This is a genomic window from Desulfoluna sp. (assembly GCF_030145185.1).
Taxonomy (GTDB): domain Bacteria; phylum Desulfobacterota; class Desulfobacteria; order Desulfobacterales; family Desulfolunaceae; genus Desulfoluna.
On record NZ_JAQYWB010000027.1, the window covers coordinates 48474 to 70115 of the forward strand.

Below are 21642 nucleotides of genomic sequence, written 5' to 3' on the forward strand. Positions count from 1 at the left end.
CCAAAATATGATCGACAAACGCTTTTGATGCTTATCTGCAAACGCTATTGGATTTGTCCAATCCCGCCCCCTAATCCACAATCGACTTTAACAGGGCATCCCTGGCATCAGAATAAAACTGAACATCAATTTTTGTTGCCATCTCATCTGACAGATCAAAAAGCTGCCGTCGGCACGACACCGGCATCAACAAAGCTGAAGCCCCTTTTTCAACGGCGATTTCTGCCATAGTCACCGGATTATGAATCGACTCAATGGAGCCTCCCAGATTGATTTCACCAACGATAATCAGCCCGCCACGAACGTTTTTCTTCAAAAGTGCCGTACAAAGGGCCACCAAAGATGCGACTCCGAGCTTGGCCCCGGACTTGGATGCATCGAACCCCCGCAGTTGAACGGTAAACTCATGCTGCCTGGGGTCTCTGTCGCCCACCAATTGTAAGGCCCGGGCATAAAGATTCTGCTCAGCACATCCCATGCTCTCTCTGAAGGCGGGAGGTACGGGTTTGTTGAGTATTTTGACACCGGAGCCAGGGCCTTCGTTGATTTCGATTCGATAGAGCCCGGGATGCTCTTCTCCATTTCCAGGGGTGATGGTCCAGACCTGCCCCGGCTCAAGGGGATCGGCCCCAATGGCGTTGTCGCTTTGAAGTTCCGGGGTGGAGACAAATTTTTCGACCCCTTCGGTACCCATGACATAACTGAAGTGGGTGTTGCGAAACTCGGCCGCACCGATACGTTTCTGTTGTTCCTTGACGCGTCTTCTCGCCTCCAGAGCAATTCGAACGGCCCATTCAAGGTCCTCTTCCGGGATGGTGTCACCGCCTTGGGGATAAAGGAGCTTTAAAAGCCCACTCACCGTTTTGTTCACCGCGTTGGTATCACGCCCCGACAATGCTCCGCCAAAAAACACCTTGTGCTGTAAAGCACCCACCCGAGTCTGGTTGCGAAGCTGGCTCCAGCATTCAGAGAGAAAATCACTGACCAGGCCGAAATGATTGGTCAGTACCTCCTTGCTGATTTTTGGAATATCCCAGCCAGGTAGGAAACCGTGAAGCCGGTCCATGAACGCGGTATCATCCCTCATCTCAGGCGGCATGGGACCAAGAAGATGACCGATGCGCTGCTGATGCTCCACATCCACGTCAAAGTTCCCCACAAGAACAATGCTCCCGTCAGCCCGGATACTCTCCTTGCCACGGCTGAACTCACCTGACTCCATGTAGCCCTTCATGATGTTTACGCCATCTTTATTGTCGAAGGAGATACCAGAGACCTCATCAAAACAAACCACATCGTACTGACAGACAAGACCTCGCTGGCCGTTGGCGTTGTTGACGAACATTTTCGCCACCGTGGCCTTACCGCCAGAGATGAGATGGGCGTAAGGAGAGACCTGTTGAAAAAGGTGACTCTTCCCCGTGCCTCGGGGCCCAAGTTCCACCAAGTTGTAATTGCGTTCCACAAAAGGAACCAAGCGAAGCAGAAGGGCATTTTTCTGACGTTCTGACAAGCCTTCCGGCTCAATACCAATAGAACGCAGAAGAAAGGCAACCCACTCCTGGGTTGAAAAATGACTTCGGGCATCGGCAAGGGTGCCCAGTACGTCGCGCTTGGAAAGCTGAATCTCCCGAAGGCCCTCCACCCCGAAGGGTCTGCCTTTATTTTCCTGGGAAATAGCCGCGTCATAGTTCAAGGTTATCTCTGCATAAAATCCGCCTGTCAGCATCCGATCATGCTCGTTCACCATACTCGAGGTGATACGCACGTCGTTTAGGCGAAGGCTAGGAAGCGTTGCAAGGTAGGAGTCACTCTTAGCATCCAGCCGTGCCGAGATGAGGTCGATAATCTTGACGTTTCCGTCATTTTTAGCCCTGTGTTTGAAAAGCTCTTCATCTCCTGCCTTGACGGTCCGGGACTTGAGTTGGCGTTCCACAATCTCAATGCCTTCGTCAATTTCCTCCTGATCGATGCTGGCACAATACCTGCCAAGCAGAAACTCCACCACATACGTGGGAACAGGAAACTGCCTGCTAAACGTCCGAACCAGATCCTTTCGAACCAGATATCCGTCAAGGGCCAACGCCGCTTTTTTATCCAGATGATCCAGTTGCATTATGCCTCTCCTCCACCGATGATCGTGGAAAGCTGGGCCATGGGTGAGCCGTTTTCATCAATCAAAACGATCATGACAGCCTCTCCTTCCAAATCTTCATTTTCCACCACCACAGACGCTTTGCCGCTCTCTTTGAGGGGCTTCACACTCATCACCAGGGTGGTCTTCTCATCACCTGCCGATCGCCGGATATCCAAACGACCCCCAGAAAAATCCCCTTCAACGGCAACCGTACAACGCAAGCCCTTCCATACCACATCGGTCACCTCCACATGCGCCGAAGGTAATTGGTTTTTCCCCTTTGTGACGGTCAATTCAAGGGTAAGACACTCCTGAAGGCTCAGCCCCCCATGGGTGTACTCTTCGCCTTTTTTATAGCAGCAGATACCCCTGGCCAGCGCCACATCTTGCTCCGGGTTCCAGTACCAGGGGAAAAGCCTCTCATCGGAAACGGCACCGGGCTTCAGCACAGCACACCGGCCCCATTTATGGTCGGCCAAGGGTGCGGGCAAGTCAATTTTGGGAAGACCGCCGGGAAGAAGCAACCATCCGTGATCGGTCACCACCCTCACACGTTTCCAGCCCGCGCCAAGAAGTGCTTGAATCCGATCACGTATCTCACCCAAAAGAGTGTCCAGATGCATGGCAAGCTTCCATCCTCGGTGGTGGCCTTCGTGATCGATGTCCCCCACCTCACACCAGGCGTTCCCATGGCCATCCCCCGTCTCCATTCGCTCTAAAATACGCCACCCGTTTTCGCTCATCAGTTTCTTCAGATGGTACCCGCCCTTAAGGGACTGTCCGGTCTCAGCAACCGACGGTTCAAATTCGGAATTTCCGGCCAGCCCCTTAATTTTATCACGCACCGGGAAGGCAGCGGGCTTTCCTGTGGCCGTCACGCTGGGAAGAGGCACCCATTTTGAGCGTTCTGTAACGCCGAGCCCCCTCACCTCAAGCTGTTCCCCGAGCCTTTTGGCCGTATCAAAGCGAAGACCATCCACAAAAAGGAGACATTCCCCTTCTTCATAAACGCCTTGGAATGCCGCGAAGCAATCGCCTCCCGGATAGACACTGTCCGCAACCATTTTCTGAAGACAAGAGGCTGACGCCTCCAACCATGGTTTGTAGACCGCCTCAATGGCAGCAAAAATAGCCTCGCCCTGTGACTCACTCCCCACACAGGAGAGGGCCTGCATCACGGCATCATCGGCCTGCCACCCTGTGGTTTCATAGCCTCGAGCGATATCGTCAAGCCCCCCCGCAGCAAGGGAGATCTCCGTCACATGCGCCAATACCGCCAGATGCTCCAAGGCGCAGGCAAGCCCCGCCTCTCCGAGCCCGGCCCATACCAGGTGACGTCTTGCACTGTGAGCCTTCTCAAATTCCCGGATCTTTTTGCGCGCTTCATGATCGGGATATTTTGCAAGGCCCAAGAGGTCTTTCGTGAGGTTCTGCTCCCTCTCCTCATTCCACTGGGGCCAACTGCCGTGGGTGCTCTCATCGGAGAAGAGCTCCAAAGGAGGCATCTCACATCGTCTTATGAGCTGGGGAATAGCCGGGTAACCCTTGGGCGCCTCACAAAACCGCTTCCAGGCGAGCTGCCAAGGGCCTTGACCCCTGGCCAATTTTTCCCCACCGGCAAGCAATCCATCCTTCGCTGGGTTGAATTGAAACTCGGAGCGGCACACCTCCACAAAGGCATGCCACTGCACTTCGTCAAGTCCGGCTTGAAAGGCTTCTCCCTGATCCAGCCACTGAAGGATGTCACGCACCGGGTCACCACCGGTAAGAAGGGTCAAAAAATATTTTTTATCGAGACGCTTGCCCTTGAGCCTTTCCGTCTCTTCGTTCAACACATGGGAAAAGGCCATGCCAATGGCCTCTTTGGATCCCTGGTCCTGGGCCACATCCAGTCCCAGCCCCCCCTGATTCGATTTTAGATAAGCAAACAGGGTCCAGTCCTTGGCGTTATGCTGGGACCAGATCACCCCGCGATACTGAAGTTCAGCCAGGGGTTTCAGCTCATATGGGCAACTCTCCACGGCCCTTAAATCCTGTCGCCCAACCCCGGGGAGATAAAAAATCGGGATGCCATCCGCACGTGCATAAGTGGCTTTGGATTCTTTCACCCCTGCGGGGTCAAACGCACCCTTTTCCAGCAAAAAGGTTTTCGCCAACACGCATCGCAGCCAAATGGCGGGGCCTCTGTTATTATCCGGGGCATAGTCACCAAGAACGTAGAGTTCTGGGATCTCTATCTGAAGGCGGGAAATCACCCTTTCCCATTGGCGATCCGGATCCGGCCAGAGAATACAGAAGGGAGCCACCTGGACCTCTGGGTTGTACAAGGCGGCATCGCGTAAAGATTTATGAAGGTGTTCCATCACATTCATGCATCGCCTCCATTTAAGTCAAATAATGCCATCGCCTGTTCAACCATCTTTGTCGTTCGCGAATCAATATGGTCCACACTCCACGATTCTGCAGACACGAGGTCTTCATTTAGTTTTAGTCCATTCTGGTAACCCACGGGCCTGCCTTCTCGGTCGGTCCGATTCTTCTTTTCTTTAAAACTTTTGTTGCCCAATGAACTGTTAAAACCGGAGATGGTAAGGTTTCCCAATTTGTGAACATGGGTCTGCTGAACCTCCCTGGCTTTTGCCTCGTCTCCAGACGCAATCATATCCACCCAGGGCAAAGGAATATTAGCGCCCTGGGGGAAAATGTGTTCAATTGTCCAGACAAACTTCTTGTTATCAAATTTCCAAAGATCAACCCAGCTCTCTTTTGTCATTGATTGCTCCGCCAAAGAACAGAGCACAAATCGTGTAACACCCGAACTTTCATCATAAATAGGGCCACTCAACTTATCCGCAAAAATAGTATCAGATGCTGAAATGGCACTTAATTGTTCACGAATGGTATTCACGAGATCACCACCGGACAACCCCGACAATGTTTCAATCATAGCCATAAATAGACGCGTCAAATCTCGTGTCGGAGGGGTATCCGTCAGATTACGACGAACAAAAAAACGAACCAAAAGCGATACAATTTCCGCAAGGTGATTGTTTTCTAACGCAAGGACATCTCTACGGACCAACAAATTCAGAAGCAGCAAATACGATGGAGCGCCTTGAATCCTCTCCAGGTCCTTGAGTGGTTTCTCAAGGCCGTTCAGGGCCTCATCCTGATTGCGAGAAAGAATAAGCGCATACAAGCACCCCGCAGCACTAATTTTGTCAAGGCACTCTTTTGCATCATGATTTATCAGTTTTTCATAAATCTGGATCAGGTTGGAACGTGTTGCTACAGGTACCTTATGAACGCTCTTTAGCTCATCCCTAAAGGCGTTATAGTACTGACGAAAAAAGCGCTCTTGAATGGCATAGTCATCCCCTAAATGCCCAAGAAGTCGATTCCAGCGATCAAAGTAATAATCCACTTTTCCCGGCTCTGTGGTTTCTAAACGAGCCAGCAATTTATTCTTAATTAGGTCAATTGCTGTTAGCGGCATACCGCGGTCATTCAAAGACTCAAATAAAGTATAAGCATCTGCGTGACTCGCCACCTCAATTTTGACAAGGCATGCATGACTGACCTGCTCCAAAAAGTCCATGATGCGCCCAAGCGGATTGTCATCAGTGTTAACAAGCTCTTCTATTCTTCCCTGGAAATAACGATAGGCTCGAAAAATCTTTCGATTTCCGGCATAGGCAGGAACATCGCAACCTTTGAGGACATCCATTTCCGAGAGTACCGCCCTGTAATCATCAAGATTATGGTTCTGAATTTGAGGAACCACCCGAATCTGATCGTCCACCTTTTTAAGGACCATTTTGCGTTTAAGGTTAATCAATTCAACCCGCTGGTCGTCGTCCAGATGGACTTCACGAGTTTTGAGAGCATGATAGACTGCGGCGAAAAGCAAAGATAGGGTGGTCAATCTCTGCTGACCGTCCACAAGCTCCAGTTTTTGGACAGATAATGCATCCGTAGTCTGATTGATACAGATGATGGAGCCCAGAAAATATCCGAGGTTATTCTCCATAATATCGTCAAACAGATTTTCCCATTGATGCTTTGTCCACGTGTACTCACGCTGATAGCGAGGAATGGCATAGACCACACTTGAATCGGTATCAAACAGCTGAGAAACCGGGTAATTGTTCACGGATTTTATCATAGCAGGCCCTGCCTTTTAGCCTCATACCAAACAAACGGTGAATCCTTTTGCAACTTCCACTCTGGGACACCACGCAGGTATTCGTCATAATGTTCAGATCGCATTCGTCTCATATCGGGATCGTTTAACTTCAACCTATCGATGGTCGCCTGAGCTTTTGCCTGAACCTCTTGAGAAAAGGTTGGGTTCGGTTTGATCTTTCCAGAAGCGAAATTCAATACAAAAGTATCGGGATCTATTTCAAAGGGATCAAGTATATCATCGAACTTGTTTTTTTTCCGATTGGCGCCCATGCAGCTCAGCCTGAAATTGGGCCACTCATACGCCTGGCCCGCATGGCTTGACTTGGCAATAAAATGATCTGTGGAGTGAGCTCCAAGGGACCAATAAAAATAGACACATATATAGGCGCACACACCTTCGTAGGACGTCCAAAGCTCTTTCTGTGTATTCCGCCAATATGTGGGCAACTTCGAGGGCTCTGGAGGAGCTTTATCCAAGGGGATCCCATTTTTTTTAAGCCATGCTCTACCAGGCTTGCGAACCTCGTCGTCAAATAGTGCCGGTTCCAATTGAGCGGCGACAGGAATCATGAAAGCAACCCCCTCTTCGAACAGATACCCCGCCAGCGAAACAGAAAACTGTCTTTGGGATTCAGCGCGGCACTGAGCCGTTGATGCATCTCTACCACACGCTCTTCGGTCGCGTTCGAATCGTCAAGAAGTTCTGCGGCCTCCTCCATCAATTGTGCATATTCCGGGTTACGGGCGCTGGGCAAATCGAAGGCATCACCGGTCAGCCAGTTGGACGCATCGCCTTGGGGCTCAAAAGGACGCCTGTTTAATGTGACCCCGGTTTCTGCTTTCGGGTCATAATCCAAATCAAACCAGGCGTCTTTGTTCTCATCAAAATAGGACTCCACCGAGGCAAGAACCAAGGGCGAATGCGTCGAGACGAGAAGCTGTACCTCTGCCGTAGGAGCAAGGCTTTTCATCACTTCAAGCAAAGATCGAATGATCTTAAGCTGCCATTTGGGGTGAAGATGCGATTCGATTTCATCGACCAAAAAGATCACCTGATGCGTCGTGAAATCGGTCAAAAGCTCGCTGGCTTTCCGATGCTCTTCCCAGGCCCACACCAACACATAGGCCAAAGCAATGATGCGCCGCATGCCGGATGAAGCATGCAGCACAGGGACATCCTGGCCGTAAGGCATGGCAAGGGTGGGAATATCACGGGCATCATCAAGGCTGATGCGTGTGAGCTTTCCTGGGGTAATGGGTTCAGCCTCTGAGGGCGAAAGTGTTTCAAGGACAGATTTCAAACTATGAAATGCCTCTCCATTCTCTTTCTGCCAGCCAGCCCAATCCTGAACCAGGCCGTTGCAAAGAGGTTTCCCATCCTCGCCTTTCAGCCCATCCCAGATCTCGGAGGGGTTAAACACATAGGCCGGGCGGCGCTCCTGGACATCCACGCCATTTTGCGTTCTCCAGTAGTTGCGGGCCGGGTCCCAAACGGCAAAACTCCCGTCAGCCATGGCGTATAGGACTAGCTCCGGGTTTACCGGTCTGCCGGGTCTGCCAGTCCATGCCTGATCCTTGCGGGTGTATGAGCTTTCGTACTGCTCCTCTTTCACCTTGCCGGTGAAGCTGAATCGAATGGTGGCCTCACCGGGCGCGCTGGGAAGGCCTTTTTTCCCAGCCGTCAGGTTGGCGTTCACTTCCACCGGCCATTTTCGCGTCAACGCCCACCACGTAATATCGAAAAGAAAACTCTTGCCCAAGCCGTTGTCTCCGGTCAGGAGATTGAGGCGTGGAGCCAACTCCAGCTCCATGGAAGGGGCCGGGCCGACATTGGTCATTTCCAACCGTTTGAGCATCGTTATTCTCCTTTGGGTCCTGTCCAAATGGACACACGGCGAGAAACAGGAAGGATGTACCTCCCCCCTGCTTCCAAATCGATAATATGAGAAACCTTATTTTTACATAAAACGAACATCATCAAGCGGCCTCAGCTTCTTCAATCATCAATGACATCTTCTGATCATCATCAATGGTCAAATAAAACTCCTGGGGCGAAGAGAATGATGACGTCATTTCCCCAAAACAGTGAACAGTTTCAAACAAGGGAGACTCCTCCGCCTGCAGTCCTTCTTGAGCCTTCTCCTTACCCTTTTCAAAACTCTTCAAGCGCTTGTAATGAACGCCTGCCCCAACGCCCGCCGTGGTGAATATCCCACCAGGGATAAGTGTCGCACCAAGAACAGCCGCACCCGTCTTCATATTATCTTTCCAGGAGCTCCCCTGGGGGCGTTCTAAAATGAAATGATATTCCCATAGGATCTGATCCATATAGTGGCTTCGTTCCTTGACAAACTTCACCATCTGCTCATATCGACCATTTTGGGCAACCACATGTTTTTGGGCATCAAAGGAGAGGACAACCTGATACCACCGCATCATGCCCCGGAGAGCAAGGAGATAATACCGAACAGTGCTCGAACCCTGAAATTCCTTTACCTCGTCAAGTAGTTGGAGGTGTTCATTAAAGGACTCTTTGGTTCGCTTTTCACCGCTACGCACCTTGTCTGATATCGTCCTCAAGTCCGGATATATTTCATGTTCAAGGGCGTGAATGTTGGATCTCAGGTTAGACTCTGCATGACCCATACGAGTCCAGAATTCTGTTTTTTCAGGTGATTGCCAAGAGACACCGCCTGTTTCTTCGATATGGCGAACATTCGCGTGGTAAATTTCATCAATGGTTTCAATGGCGCCCTTGATCTCTCCAATCTGCCTGCTCTCCAGCTTCACCACGAGGTCATCGATCTTGCTTTCGATGCTCTCAAGGGACGACGAAATCTCCTGCAGATAATACTGAGAAGTCACGACACTTAAAACCTGGAACGTCGCGGCTGCCACGGCTGGCGCTTTAAGGCTCTCCGATGCGGATGCAAATCGTGTCTGGCCGGCCAGCTTACCCGACTCATTGACCAGCCCCCCCAAAATATTACCTTCTTTGTCAAGCATATTGCCCAAGGTCCCAGCCAGGGCCTCGGGAGGGCCTATTATCTTCAAATATTTTCCGCTATTTGCTGCGGTATATAAAGAGGGGGCGGTACCCAACAACCCATTCAAACCCGACTGAACCCAGGGATTGGAGATGGGTTTTACAGACCTTTGAGGTGATGCAGGCTGAACAAAACCGGAAAGAAACGGCTGAATTTCCTCCCAGGAAACGGGCTCGGTTTTCTCTGCCGTTGCTATGTCGGTTGTGGCCTTGCCAAACAGTCGACCAAACAACCCCTTTTTCTTCTCCTGGCTCATTCTTGAACTCCCTTTGCAGCTTGCTTCTCCGTAAGGCTCACATGATGATCGTTGATGCGATCACCACCAAACATGTGAAACCACGGAGCAGATGTCACGTCTTTGCCCCGGTCTTTGCCCCACTTCACATTGGGCTTGTCCCGGAGAACCCCAGCCCCTTTCTTTTTCACATCCCCTGCCAGCATAAAGGGGCGAATGTTGAGACGCACCCCGTCATTCAAATCGGGGTTCCATCCCACGGGCTGTTTGTCGAGGGGTTTCCACCGCACGAAGATGTCGTAGGGCGCCTCCCCTTCCAGGATCTTTTCCAGCTTGCACTTCAGCTGCTGGGCGGCGGCCAGCTTCTCCTGTGCCCCATCCACCCCGGCTTCGATCTCCTGCTTCTGGCGGGTGATCCAGTCCCCCAGATAGGTATAAATCAGGGTCTCCAGATTTTTGTAATCGAGCTTGTGGTAATTGACCAGGGCCGAAAAGCCGTCCTTGAGGCCGTCCCACACCTGCCAGATAAAGGGGCGGTGCTGAAACATCTTGCAGTGCTGGGTAAAAAATTTATCCCGAAGCCAGGTGTCCAGAGTTTTTTCGGCATGGATAGAGTTCGCAAGAAGGGTTGCCAGGGTCTCATGGGTCCATGACTCATCGTAAGCAGCGGCCAGAAGCCCCAAGAGACGGTCGGCGGCTGAGGCCTCTCCACGAACCGGCGGAATGCACACAATGCCATCCTCGTCGGCCAGGGGTAAAAGCTCCTCACAATTATTCGCCCAGTCGCGTTGCTCCTCGTCCAACTCCATCTCGGCATCCATCTCGGCAGGCCAGCGGTAGCCAAGCAGGCGGGCAACCGCCACCTGAAGAACCGTCTCATCGGTACGAAGGGGGCCGTCGGCCGTGCATTTGTCCGCTTCATCCCAAATCACCGAACCGCAGGGGTGACCGTGGAAAATCCATTGGGTGGGGTCATTAGAATATTGCTGGGGAAGGCCGTTGGGGTATTTCTCTGCGGCGACTTGGGTCCAATACGATAAATCATATTCGGCTTGTAAAAAATACTTTGCTTTTACAGCAAGTTTTTGATTTACCTTGCGCACCTCATCATTAAATTTATTTGAGGAGCAAAATGCATAAACTGCCGTTAAATCATCCATTTTTTCTGGGATAATAACAGCTACATTATCATCAAACAACTCGCCATTATATAATGAAACCGGCAGTGTCCCCATTTGTTTAACGGCAACCCCTTCATTCCCCCAACATTTTTTCCCCCTTATCCAAGCACCAGTTTTTCCTTGACCAAGTTTTTCTTCAACAAATGAATGCAGCTCTCCACAGCCATTTTCCCAGAACACAACTTTTTCCATACCTCCCCAGTGCTTAGTCTTTTGTGATGTAGAACGAAAAAAGCGCCAATTCTTGGAAATATTTTTTTGCTCCCAAAACATGGTTGCGAATCTATGCATATCACCTGTGCAAATTCCTAAATAACAATCAGCAGAACTTGCCAATAGTTGCAGGCCATTATCATCATCTATTTTTATAACAAAAGCATAATTCTCCAACTGATTTGCCTGCTCCACGCACTTAATCTCATCAACCACCAGCCTCGAAGCCTTTTCAACCGCCGTCCGAGGCACAGAGACATCCAAACCGCGAATCCATCGATACGACTCGTCCTCGCGACTCGCGTCTGCAAAGAGAGCCCCCTGCCCCTCCCACGCCTTGCGACCGTTGCCATGGCTCAAGGTAAGAAGAATGGCTTTCACCACCTCCCCGCTGATGGTTTCAAAGGCTCCGGGCCCAAGCCGACAAATCATATGCCAGGTGTCGTGTTTCAGCAATTTTTCACGAAATTTCCGGTAGTTGGTCAAAAAAAGCCAATTTTGAGGAAGGACGATGCTGGCCGTCCCCCCCTCCTCGCAAAGTTCCAAGCAGCGATCCAAAAAGACCGTGGATAGATCGTTTTTGGCTTCGGGGTAATACTTCGCGCAGAAATCCTGAAGGCAGGGCTCCTGTTTGCCCCGGGCAAGATAGGGAACATTGGTGAGGACCCAGTGGTATTTCTCCGTCAAAATATGGGTGGTCATGGATAGCCCCTGGGCCACAACCCCCGACTCTTTTAATGCATCGGGATGGCCGTTTGCGAGCACCTCTTTGATGGCGGGACCGATCTCATGCCAGGGCACCCGTTCGGCCACCTTGGCCCGGGTGGGATCCAAAAGGCTTCCCAGGACCGGGGCCTTTTTGTAGGCCTCATACATCCACTCCAGGGCGATGGGCAGATACCCCTTGCCGGGTAAGGCCTTGGCGATGGTTTTCCACTCCTCTTTCTCCACATGGACCGAAAGCCCTGAGCAGGCTAACGTCAATGGCGGCAGCTCGTGGTAGCCACCGGCACCTGGGTAGGTCCAAGCGGCCAATGCCAGGGCAAAGGCGGCCAACTCCACGCAGCGCTGGTCCAGCTCCAGGCCATGGATGTTATCCCGCAATACGGCGTCCACGGCCTCTTGGGGGGAAAGCTCTTCGAGCTCCATGCGCATGGGCACCAGCATCAAAAAGGACGCCACCATAAAATGGCCGGACCCACAGCAGGGGTCCAATGCTTTGAGGTCCTGGAGTTCACTGGGCCAAGCATCGAAGGTGCCTGCGGCAGGCATCCAAGGGCTTCCTTCGGCCTCTTCATCCCGAACAAAACGCAGGTAAGAAAGGGGCACACCGGGGATGGCCGCTTTTTCGCGCAGCTCCTCTTCGCTTTGAGCACCCTTCAAATCGGCCTTATCCAAAACACGGGCCGCCCACCACGCCCCCAGGGAGTTGTCCAAAAGATGGCTCACCATGTAGGGTTCGGTAAAAAGCTGGGTCACGGCGGGCAGCTCCCGCGCGCCGATCTTTACTTCCGAGGCGTTGACCTCGTCTTTTCGCTTGGCCTGCCAAAACTGATAAACCCACCCCAAGGAGTCGGATGCGGTAAAGACGTCTTGAGAAAGCCCCGCAACCAGATCCTCCATTTTCTTCTGATGCTCCGGCGGCAAGGAGAGCGCAAACACCGGGGAGTCGACCCTGAAAATTTGAGGCAACATCTCGGCGGCATACCGGGCTGCCAGCTCCCAGCCATTGGCCGCCCCTTCGTCTGCGGCCAAATCGTCGCACTCCTCAAGACTTACCGCCACGGGATCGGTGGGGTCCGGATACATGAGCAGGTTGTTTTCCGCCAAAAACCGGGCAAAGAGCATGCGATGCCAATGTTCGTATGCCACCTCTTCAATAAGGCGGGCCATGCCTTGGGTTTTGTCCCCATGCAAGGTATCCCCCAGGCCGCGTCCGTGGAGACGCAAACGACGGCGCAAGGCCCGCTCATCCTCCGACAGGTAGTCAAAGGGCTCGGCATCCCCCACCCCCAACTGTTCCAAGGCGGCCCGGGCTGCGCTTTCGGCAATCTCACGGGCCTCCTTCACGATTTTTTCCAGGCGGCCTCTTAAAATCTTGTCCAGTGCGTGCATCGTCATCTCTTTTTTATCTTTCAGCGTCAAAGCTCATATTTGCCTCCGGCGTCCAGGGGATGATCCCCTGGACCCCAGGAGTGTAAAAACCTGTTTGGCAACCTTTTCAAAAGGTTGGCCCCGGCAGGGCCGCCGGAGGCATCTTCCCTTACCCAACGATGACAGGCCCCGAGGCCAGGGCTTGTGTAAGGCGATTTTTCATCTCCTCGAGCCAGGCCTCGATCTCCTCATCGGTTTTCAGGGTGCGACGGGGGACGGAGACAAACTGGGCTTCGGGCTCCATGAGTTCGGCGGCTTCGGTTAAGACAGCGTCGAACCGGCTGCTTACGGCGGCCACGCGATCGGCGAAGGCGGACAGGGAGATGTAGGAGAGGGTCTCCAGCACCCCATCGGTATCTGCTACGGAGACCTCTGGTATATCGGCGAGGGTCAACCGCTGCTCGGAGAGCAACCGGTTGCGCTCTTCGGGTTCCAGGGCCTCCCAATTTTCATCGTGCCGCAATCTCTCCATGCCCTGATCATGGCCTGAGCGGAAAGCACCCACCAGGGCGTTGAGTTCGTCCCGGAGGCGCTGGGAGAGCCCGGCGATGAGGGGGGTGATGGGATCGGGCTCTTCGAGAAGATGGCAGTTTTCTTCGATAGCCTTCACCTGGGCCAGGGTAACCTCGGCGTCCTGAATACCGTTCACATGACCTGCCAGGCGCTTCAACGTCATCCAGTTGGGCCATCGTTCGGTGATTTTTTCACCCAGGATCTTCCACTGCGTGAGGTGATCGGTGAGGATTTCCCGGTTATTGAAGATGGCCAGGAGCTGTTCATTGCCACCTAAACGACGAATTTCGTCCAGAATCTTTGTGTCGGGGCGTTCCGGCTTCGGAGCCTCCCCCCCCGCCTGGTCGGCAAGCGCCTCCACTTTCTGCAGGAAGGGCGTCACAAGCCCCATTTCTTCCCCCTGCTTTCCATTCACAGCCACCTGTTGAAAAAGTTTCCGAATTTGAATGCGCTGGGCGGTGGTGACGGTTGCTGCCTCGACGTTGAATTGGGTTTTTCCGATGGCTTTTCGTTCCAGCTCCCGGAACTCAATGGGCTTTAAACGCTCATCTCGAGCGCGAATGATCCCTGCGACGAGAAGAGCCTGAAGTCCGCCGTCCACGGCATCTCCGGACCAGCCGTAGGGAGACGATTCGAAATGGTTTCTGATTTCAGTCCCTTTTTTCCCCCCTGCGATAAACCCAAGGATGGCCTTGCACACGCCATTGCGAGGGGTTTCGCCATCGTCGCCAACCGCTTTGAGGGCGTCGGGTGCCCCTTTCCTGGCCTTGTCATAGACCTTGTCCCACCCCTTATGATCGGCAATGTCAAATTGAGGGTAAAGTCGCTGCAAGGCATTGCCGGCAGCTTCGAGAACCATATCTTGAAGGGTGTTTCCTAAAATCTCATTCCCGCCCCCTTGAAACACCCTGCTGCCGTCAAGCGCTTCAGCAAGCAATTCCCGAATTTTTCCTTCGGCTGTTTGCTTGGTCGTCTCCATGGCGGCACGGGCTTCTGTGCCTTCTGGCGTGTTTGGCACCCCGCGTTTGTCCAGGGTGTTGCCTGCGGCTTTGCAGTCGATGAGGTGATGGCGCAGGTCATCGGCGGAGCGTTTCGGAATATAGACAAAGAGCGTGGGGGAGGTATTGCCCGCCTGACGGGCATCGGCCTTGACGGAAATTTCATCGGCACTCCAGCCGTCCCGCACCCAAACACAGATACGCGTGTCCGCATCCTGGGGAAGGGTTGCATCAAAGACCGGGGAGATATTTCTAGGGACGTTGGAAGCCCCCTGAAGAAGGGAGAGTTTGGGAACACTCTTCCCAAACATTTTTCGAATGCGATCGTCCCGTTCGGCTTCGGTACGATGGGCTTCGTTGGCCAGGGTAGAGCGCTGGCCGAGGAACTCGTCGTTCCAGGCGGCACTCTCTTCGGTCTGGATGCGATATTCGTCGCCGATTTGAACAAGAAGGTCGTACTTTTTTGCCCCACTGGGAAGCTTCTCGTGGATCAGTGCCTGAAGCCGAGACCTCAGTTTGGAACTGCCCTCGTTCAAGTTTTCCACGAGAAGGTCCGCCAGGGTATCGATGGTGGCCCGAATGCCGATCTCCTTATTCTCACCGGCAAGCTTGTTGATGAGAAAGACCAGCCCGCAGGCCCTGGCCATCAGGCGTTCATCGTCATTCCCCGAGTTCCAGATCATGGTCATTTCATGAACCTTTCGAGGAAGAACACGGGACGTAAGGAGCCTGTCCGCAGCATCGAAGTAGAGATAGTCAGCCGGAACCACGTATCCCAAGGGGACGTTTAGATTGGTCTGAATCACCTTATGAACCATACTGAGCTGGTTTCTCAGCTGGCTGTCGGTGCCTGTCTGGTCCAATACCCTGAGGGTGTACTCCCAAAACCGCCGCCTTGATGGCAAAATGGGGTAGTCCTGGGTGAAATGCGCCATATCACTCTGGCGATGCCCGATGGTGGTCCCGGCAAGGTGCCTGGAGATCTCCCCTATGTTGGTTTGCATCACCTGCTCGATGGAGGTTTTCGCTTCGGGCTTTTTGGCCAAGATCACCTGGCGGATAACCGAGTCCACGTCGGCATCGGAGAGTTCCACACGGACGGTGAACCGCCCCTCCAGTTTTTTGAGATTGCTGGTCCCGGTAACGGCGGTCTGCCCGGTGCCGATAAAAAGAAGCTTGCCACCAATGTTTTTACTGCACGCTTCCACAACCTCCTGCACATCGATGGAGCGTTGGCTGTCTTCCCCGATGTACTGCTGCACCTCATCCAGAGCCACCAGGGTCAGGGGAAATTTCCCCTCTTTGGTAAGTGCCGAGTTGATGGCCTTGAGCATGTCCGTGCGTCCGATATCGGGAACATTCGGGTAGATGCGATCCAGGGTGTTCAGACACGATTCTGGGGAGGGGAAAACCTTGGGTTTTGCCTCAACCAGTGCGTCGTGGAGACCTTCGGCAACGTAAAAGTTGTCAAGTTCCTCCTCCCAATCAAACCCTTTCTGCTCAACAGAGGATCGAACCTGCTCATAGATCCCCTCGTGCTTGAGCCACATGACAAAGCGAGCGGCAGGGTAGTGCTCAGGCAAGCCAACCGACTTAAAGAGAATCCGCAAAAGGGCGAGGCGCACACTGCCGCTGGCGCCCGATCCCAGGGTGCCTGAGGCAGCATGAAGTCCGCCATGCCGTTTGGCCTGGACAGAGAGCTCTTTCAGATGATCTCGAATATGTTGGGGAAGGTTGGCAATGCCTCGGGGTGTAGCGCCATCATCGAACACCTCATCCACCCACAGAGCGCGCAGCATCTTCACCAAGTGGGATTTGCCGGAACCATAAAAACCACTGATCCAGACCGCCGGTTGCTCGGCCTGACTGAGGTTCCTGAGATAGGTCTCCAGAATATGGGCAACCCCTTTCTCATACTGGCCGTCGCACACAAAGGTTTCCAGCTCGTACCGAAGCACCGTCAAGGCTTTGCTGGTCTTTTCGTCGTTAACGCTCGCCACGCCCTGGTTAACCAATTTATGGGTAACCGGGTCCTTTTGATAGATGTCCTGATTGATCATATCTTGCTCCAGTTTCAGAATTCTTTATCAGCAGTCATGGGCACGGCGAGATAGTTCCACCCGTCATATCCATCCAAAAGTCGGTAATTGTTGTTTTCGTAGCTTCCCGGAAAGAAGAGAAGAAGTCGCCCCGCCACCAAGGGGGCCAGCCTGTCCACCACATCTTTGACCTTAAGAAACCCGAAAAGGGAGCCCACGCCCTGAATCGCCACCACCGTATCGGCATCGGCCTGCGTTTTTTCCAGGTACGCTGAAAACTCTTTTTCAATATGGTCCAGGTATTTGGGCAGCAACGTGGAAAGCAGGTGCGGTTTCTGGAAGTACCGCGTCGCGTATCTCTGGGAAGCCATCCAGCTTGCAAAGGTCTCCGTCAAATCAAAAAGGGACCACCCATGGCTCACTTGCCGGGTGGCAAGTTCAAACTCATCAATTTTCGCCCGAAGCCGAAGCTCCTCGGTTTCATTGTAAACACAGAAAATAACACGCTGTGCAGCGGCGACATCCTCTCGCCAGGGGATCGCCACGAATTTCGTATACGTTTGAAGCAAACGTTTCACTTTACTCACGGAGCCACTCCATCTCTTGGGGATTGATGAGGTTCGGGAAGAGGACCTCCATGACGTCTCCCACCCGGTGAAAGGTAATCCAACCCTTTCGTGAAGCCTCTTCAGCAAGCTCAATGGTTCTGTCCTGTGGACAATCAAGGAGCCGGATGTATTCCGTTTTAAAAAGGGATCGTCCACGCACACCGGTCAGATACCCAAGGAGAAGGGCATAAGAGACACTGCCCGCCGTTGCCAGGGCACGGACTCTGCTTTTTTTCACTCGTCCTGTCAGGTGCCCTGCTCTGGTCCAGGTGGCGTTGATGTTCTGAGCCGTTGATTTGCGTGTGGCGGCACTGAACCGATCGGGCTGCTGCACTTCGATAAATTCTTCCAGCCCTTCCCGTGAAACCGGTGTCCCTTCGGCAATGGGCAGGATATAGGGAGCTGTCAGGCGAAAAACGCCATCACGTGCATAGGTGCAAAGAAGCGCCAAAAGCGGCTGCCCTGAAGGATCTCGATTCCAGAAATAGACCAGAGCCCGATACAGAAGGATCGAGGGGTCAAGGGCATAAAGCTCCACGAGGTGACGATAAGTTAAGGCCCGTGTCTTTCCTGACCGCTTCCCCAGACAATTCTCCTCCGTAATGGCCCTGAAAAAATCTTCTCTCCCGGCCTCTGGGTTGTTGACGTACTCAAACAGAATTTTCAGCTCGTCCAACATCATGGTGCGGGAGGTATGGGCGCCCCCCTTTTCAAAGCGGAATCCAAAATCTGTGAGCTTGTTACTTTTTTCCGACATTTGCGCCATCCGCTTCCTGAGCCCCCCCGCCACGAACCCAGGCGTCGACTTCATCCTTCTTGAATTTCCACAGCCGCCCTATCTTGTGGGCGGGCATGGACCTATCACTGATCCACTTATATACGGTGTCCCGCTTGATGCCGAGATAGGTTCCGATTTCATCTACAGACAGCCATCTGTCTTCCATGGTCACAACTCCAGGGCCTGCCTTCTGCGAATTCAGGGCAATGCCTTATTTAATAAGGTTTGGATAATGCGAGATTCGATTACCAGCCTGTTTGGACGGTATCAAACTGGCTCAACCTACGAAGCTACACAAAAAAGGTCAAGGGTGAGCGTACGGGTTTGACCGATTTTATTGGGATGGGGCCGATTGTTTACTTATGAGGGAATCGAAAAAGAGGGCACTATCCATGCAACAAAAAAGACCTTGATTTCAAGGTGATCTAATCGTATCAAATTAAATATCATGAAATATCATCATTTATCATAAAATGATCATTTTACTTCAATGTTACTGTGAGTTACGAATTCTTAGTTTCTATCATTCATTAATATTAAGGAGGCTCACCATGGCTAAGAATCACGAAGCTGATATGGGAAATGCAAACAAGGGAACGAAGGGGCAGAACAGCACACATGCCAAGAATCAGGGCAATCGCGGGAAGCAGTTAGACCCGCATCAGAATTCTAAGAGCAGTAGCTCCAAGTAGACAGAACTCCACAGGTGGGGTGCCGCCCCACCTGTGAGACCATGGATTGGAATGATGGATATGCCGGAAGACAGCAATAAAAAGCCGAATAAAAAGAAATTCAAACAAACCCGTCAGCTTGTACGGATGGCATTGAATGATGGGTGGACTCAAGAGACAATTGCAAAAAAATGCCGCAATCATCAATCTGTTGTCAGTGAATGGTCCCGAGGAGAGAAGCAGGGCACAGAAGCACAGTTGAAACCTCTTCTCGAAATATATGGAAACAGACTAAGACGGCAAAGTTTTAAGTTTTATTATTCGTATGACTATAAAAAAGAAACACATACCTATTTCAAAGTAGAGGGGAAAATTCTTTTCACCCACACTTTTTTTGAGGAAAAATCAGGGTACCGTTCAAAAGAAAAAAGAACAAAACTAAAACGTTTGGTGGTGCATGATCAGGGAAATAGCAATTTCATGATAGTCGTGCAGGAACGGACTGAGCATCATCCCTCATATTTCGTTGAATGCAGCGATGAAAATGGTATTTGGTCATCACATGCATTAAATCAAATGAATTCTCATAATGTTATTCATACGATAGACTCTTATGTAAAAGAAAAACCTCAGTATTTTCCAGACGAGTTTATTTCACTTCCATATTTGATCCGTAAGGCGTTTTTGGAACATGGGTATCCCGTTGAAGGAATCCTTGAGTTTCCAGCAGAATTATAGGATGATTTTAGAATCAACCCCAAGGTAAGGGCACCATAAAGCCCAAACGATGCCAAAAATGGCATTCCGGTTGTTCATCCTTCGGGGCAGTCTCACAATTCTGCCACATTGCACTTGTGACGCTGTTAAGACAACCAACTCAGGCAAGCAAGCTCACCTGCCCTTTTTGAGGGATAGAAGAACGGATTTCTCAGTATTCGAAAAGTGCCTTGTTTTTTAAGGGATCGGGGAGGGTAAAAGCCAAGCCGTCGTCTATGATGACCGCTTGGCTTTTTTATTGGAGAAAAGGGGCCGCATCTTGAAATTGGACAAAACACAAAATCATACCTACTGACCTCCATGCCCCCCCCCGCCTCATGAACTTCATGCCCTTCACGAGCCCCCGCTTTTACTTTTTTCCTCCCCCATCTGTGACATCTGTGGCCCAATTTATTTTTCCGGCTCAATCATTTTTCCCTCCAGGAACGGATTTTCCGATCCCATCTGCGTTCATTAGCGTCCATCTGCGGTTCATAAGGCCCCTGTCACAAGCCACCAACGCATGGCTTTTTTCAGCGTTGATGGATCTCAGCGGCTCCTCGAACGAAAAACAAAGCACGAAAAACGTTTTCGACAAACCACCATGTGAAAAGGGGGCACCCATTTACACGGCTTGATGCCGGTTACTTACCGGAGCGGGACGGAAAGCGTCGGGAGGAGATGAATTGGATTGGCAGAGAATTGTTCAGGATGGGATATGCAAAGCCTCTTCACTTGTCACGATGTGTAGAGAATTTGCACCGAGTCAGAACCATGGGCCTGAAGCAGGCCAGATCAGCGCTGACTGGGCCAGACGAAACAGAAACCGTTCCATGGCATAGTACTGGAGGAGTTCGTTGAACGGCCTTTTATCTTTTTTGGCGCGATTGAGAAGGCGTTGCCGAACAGATGCGGGGATATTCTTCGGGGATTTCATATGCTCGCCTCCAGATAGGGATGCATCACCTTTTCAACACGGCAGACTTTCGCGTATTTGAGCAGTGCCTCGAGATTGAATTGCTTGCGGGCTTTGTAGAGTTTTAGTGCCTCCAGTACCACATCCATGCCGATCTTGTTCCGAAACTTGAAACAGTCGGATAGCGTCTTTTCCGGACTGTAGATTTTGACGGGCACTCCGTCAATTTGGTGCTCTTCGATACCTGCACGGAATGCCAGACCAGAGAACCGGTGAACACTGAGTGGTGGATAATCCAGGGACGGTTGGCGTGATTCCCTTGGCACGGCCACGGAAACACTGTGCGGAATCTGTGTAGTGATTTCGTGATATGCCAGTGCCGATACGAGGCAGATGACTGCATTCGGGAAGCGCAGTCCGACCGTTACCAGGTCGGGATTGCTGATGGGAGGAAGTTCCACCAGGCGGTACACCCCCCTGCTGACTTGCTCTATCACCCCTTTATCCCGAAGAGCATAGAGCATGTAACGGCTGATCCCGCGCTCAATAGCCTCGCTCATCCGTAGTTGACCACCACATGAGCGGAAAATATCTTCTGGTTTTTTCTGCATTCTTGGCTCCAGACATATTGTTACCACTTATTCACAAGTGGAAACAATATGTCTGATTGCGACCAAAAAATCAAGGGGAATCACCGAATGAAACAAGGAAGGGGACGCCTGGTTTGTGCTGGCCGATGTCATCCGACAACGATACGAAAAGAGCGCCTTGCCTGGCGATACAACTGCACCAGACCGGCTTAGGGACCATGTCGGGACTAAGTTGGGACCAAGTTGGGACCAGGTCGGCACCAAGTCGGCACCAAGTCGGCACCAAGTCGGCACCAAGTCGGCACCAGGTCGGCACCAAGTCGACATACTGACTGCATGTGCGAAAAGGGGTCGCGTCTTGACATTGGACAAAACACAAAATCACACCGTCTTGACCTCCATGCCCCCTGCTTTCCCGCCTCATAAACCTCATGCCCTTCATAACCCGGATATTTCATGAGAAAACAATCAGGACTAAGGAATAATTATTAATTACAGTTCTTTACGGTAATATTTTCAGTCGTTTCAAAAATGCAAAATGTAATCCACGGTATTCTGTCTGATTTTCTCACCCTTCGGGCGAGCCGGGTGCACTCATCTGCCGCGTTATCAGAGCTT

At 51.9% G+C, this 21642-nt stretch carries 14 protein-coding genes; 1 reads left to right on the top strand and 13 read right to left on the bottom strand.

The genetic code is table 11. The features are described 5' to 3' along the window. Positions 1-70 precede the first annotated feature (70 nt). The 11 genes from brxL to Q1Q75_RS10690 form a co-directional block, all read right to left on the bottom strand. Positions 71-2116 carry a BREX system Lon protease-like protein BrxL gene (gene brxL / locus Q1Q75_RS10640; protein ID WP_300670184.1) on the bottom strand — a complete coding sequence of 682 codons (2046 nt, stop codon included), beginning with the start codon at positions 2114-2116 and terminating at the stop codon, positions 71-73. Then, positions 2116-4509 carry a BREX-1 system phosphatase PglZ type B gene (gene pglZ / locus Q1Q75_RS10645; protein WP_300670186.1) on the bottom strand — a complete coding sequence of 798 codons (2394 nt, stop codon included), beginning with the start codon at positions 4507-4509 and terminating at the stop codon, positions 2116-2118. The genes brxL and pglZ overlap by 1 nt, the downstream gene beginning before the upstream one ends. Continuing rightward, entirely contained in the window at positions 4506-6302 is a 1797-nt protein-coding gene (locus Q1Q75_RS10650; protein ID WP_300670188.1) for a DUF262 domain-containing protein, read from the bottom strand. The genes pglZ and Q1Q75_RS10650 overlap by 4 nt, the downstream gene beginning before the upstream one ends. After that, positions 6299-6895: a hypothetical protein gene (locus Q1Q75_RS10655; protein WP_300670190.1), complete on the bottom strand. Its 597-nt coding sequence runs from the start codon at positions 6893-6895 to the stop codon at positions 6299-6301. The genes Q1Q75_RS10650 and Q1Q75_RS10655 overlap by 4 nt, the downstream gene beginning before the upstream one ends. Then, on the bottom strand, positions 6892-8181 hold the full coding sequence (locus Q1Q75_RS10660; RefSeq protein WP_300670192.1) for an ATP-binding protein: 1290 nt from the start codon (positions 8179-8181) through the stop codon (positions 6892-6894). The genes Q1Q75_RS10655 and Q1Q75_RS10660 overlap by 4 nt, the downstream gene beginning before the upstream one ends. Before the next feature lie 121 nt (positions 8182-8302). Continuing rightward, positions 8303-9628, bottom strand: coding sequence for a hypothetical protein (locus Q1Q75_RS10665; protein ID WP_300670193.1), 1326 nt, complete (start codon positions 9626-9628; stop codon positions 8303-8305). Next, the gene (locus tag Q1Q75_RS10670; protein ID WP_300670194.1) at positions 9625-13146 is read right to left on the bottom strand and encodes an N-6 DNA methylase; all 3522 of its coding nucleotides are present in this window, start codon (positions 13144-13146) and stop codon (positions 9625-9627) included. The genes Q1Q75_RS10665 and Q1Q75_RS10670 overlap by 4 nt, the downstream gene beginning before the upstream one ends. Before the next feature lie 118 nt (positions 13147-13264). Continuing rightward, a complete protein-coding gene (brxC, locus tag Q1Q75_RS10675; protein ID WP_300670196.1) occupies positions 13265-16726 on the bottom strand; it encodes a BREX system P-loop protein BrxC in 3462 nt (1153 codons plus the stop codon). Positions 16727-16740: 14 nt separating this feature from the next. After that, complete coding sequence (locus tag Q1Q75_RS10680) at positions 16741-17292, bottom strand: BREX protein BrxB domain-containing protein (RefSeq protein WP_300670198.1); 552 nt, start codon at positions 17290-17292, stop codon at positions 16741-16743. After that, positions 17285-18070, bottom strand: coding sequence for a hypothetical protein (locus Q1Q75_RS10685; RefSeq protein ID WP_300670200.1), 786 nt, complete (start codon positions 18068-18070; stop codon positions 17285-17287). Before Q1Q75_RS10685 ends, Q1Q75_RS10680 begins: the two co-directional genes overlap by 8 nt. After that, entirely contained in the window at positions 18054-18257 is a 204-nt protein-coding gene (locus Q1Q75_RS10690; protein WP_300670202.1) for a helix-turn-helix domain-containing protein, read from the bottom strand. Before Q1Q75_RS10690 ends, Q1Q75_RS10685 begins: the two co-directional genes overlap by 17 nt. A gap of 586 nt (positions 18258-18843) precedes the next feature. On the opposite strand from Q1Q75_RS10690, the gene Q1Q75_RS10695 reads away from it, so the two are divergent. Further along, positions 18844-19500, top strand: a complete 657-nt coding sequence (locus Q1Q75_RS10695; RefSeq protein WP_300670204.1) for a hypothetical protein — start codon at positions 18844-18846, stop codon at positions 19498-19500. A 784-nt stretch (positions 19501-20284) separates the two neighbouring features. Here the strand turns inward: Q1Q75_RS10695 and Q1Q75_RS10700 are convergent. Further along, entirely contained in the window at positions 20285-20455 is a 171-nt protein-coding gene (locus Q1Q75_RS10700; RefSeq protein ID WP_300670206.1) for a hypothetical protein, read from the bottom strand. After that, positions 20452-21045 (bottom strand): type IV toxin-antitoxin system AbiEi family antitoxin domain-containing protein, encoded by a 594-nt coding sequence (locus Q1Q75_RS10705; protein ID WP_300670208.1) that lies wholly within the window; start codon positions 21043-21045, stop codon positions 20452-20454. Before Q1Q75_RS10705 ends, Q1Q75_RS10700 begins: the two co-directional genes overlap by 4 nt. Positions 21046-21642: the final 597 nt, after the last annotated feature.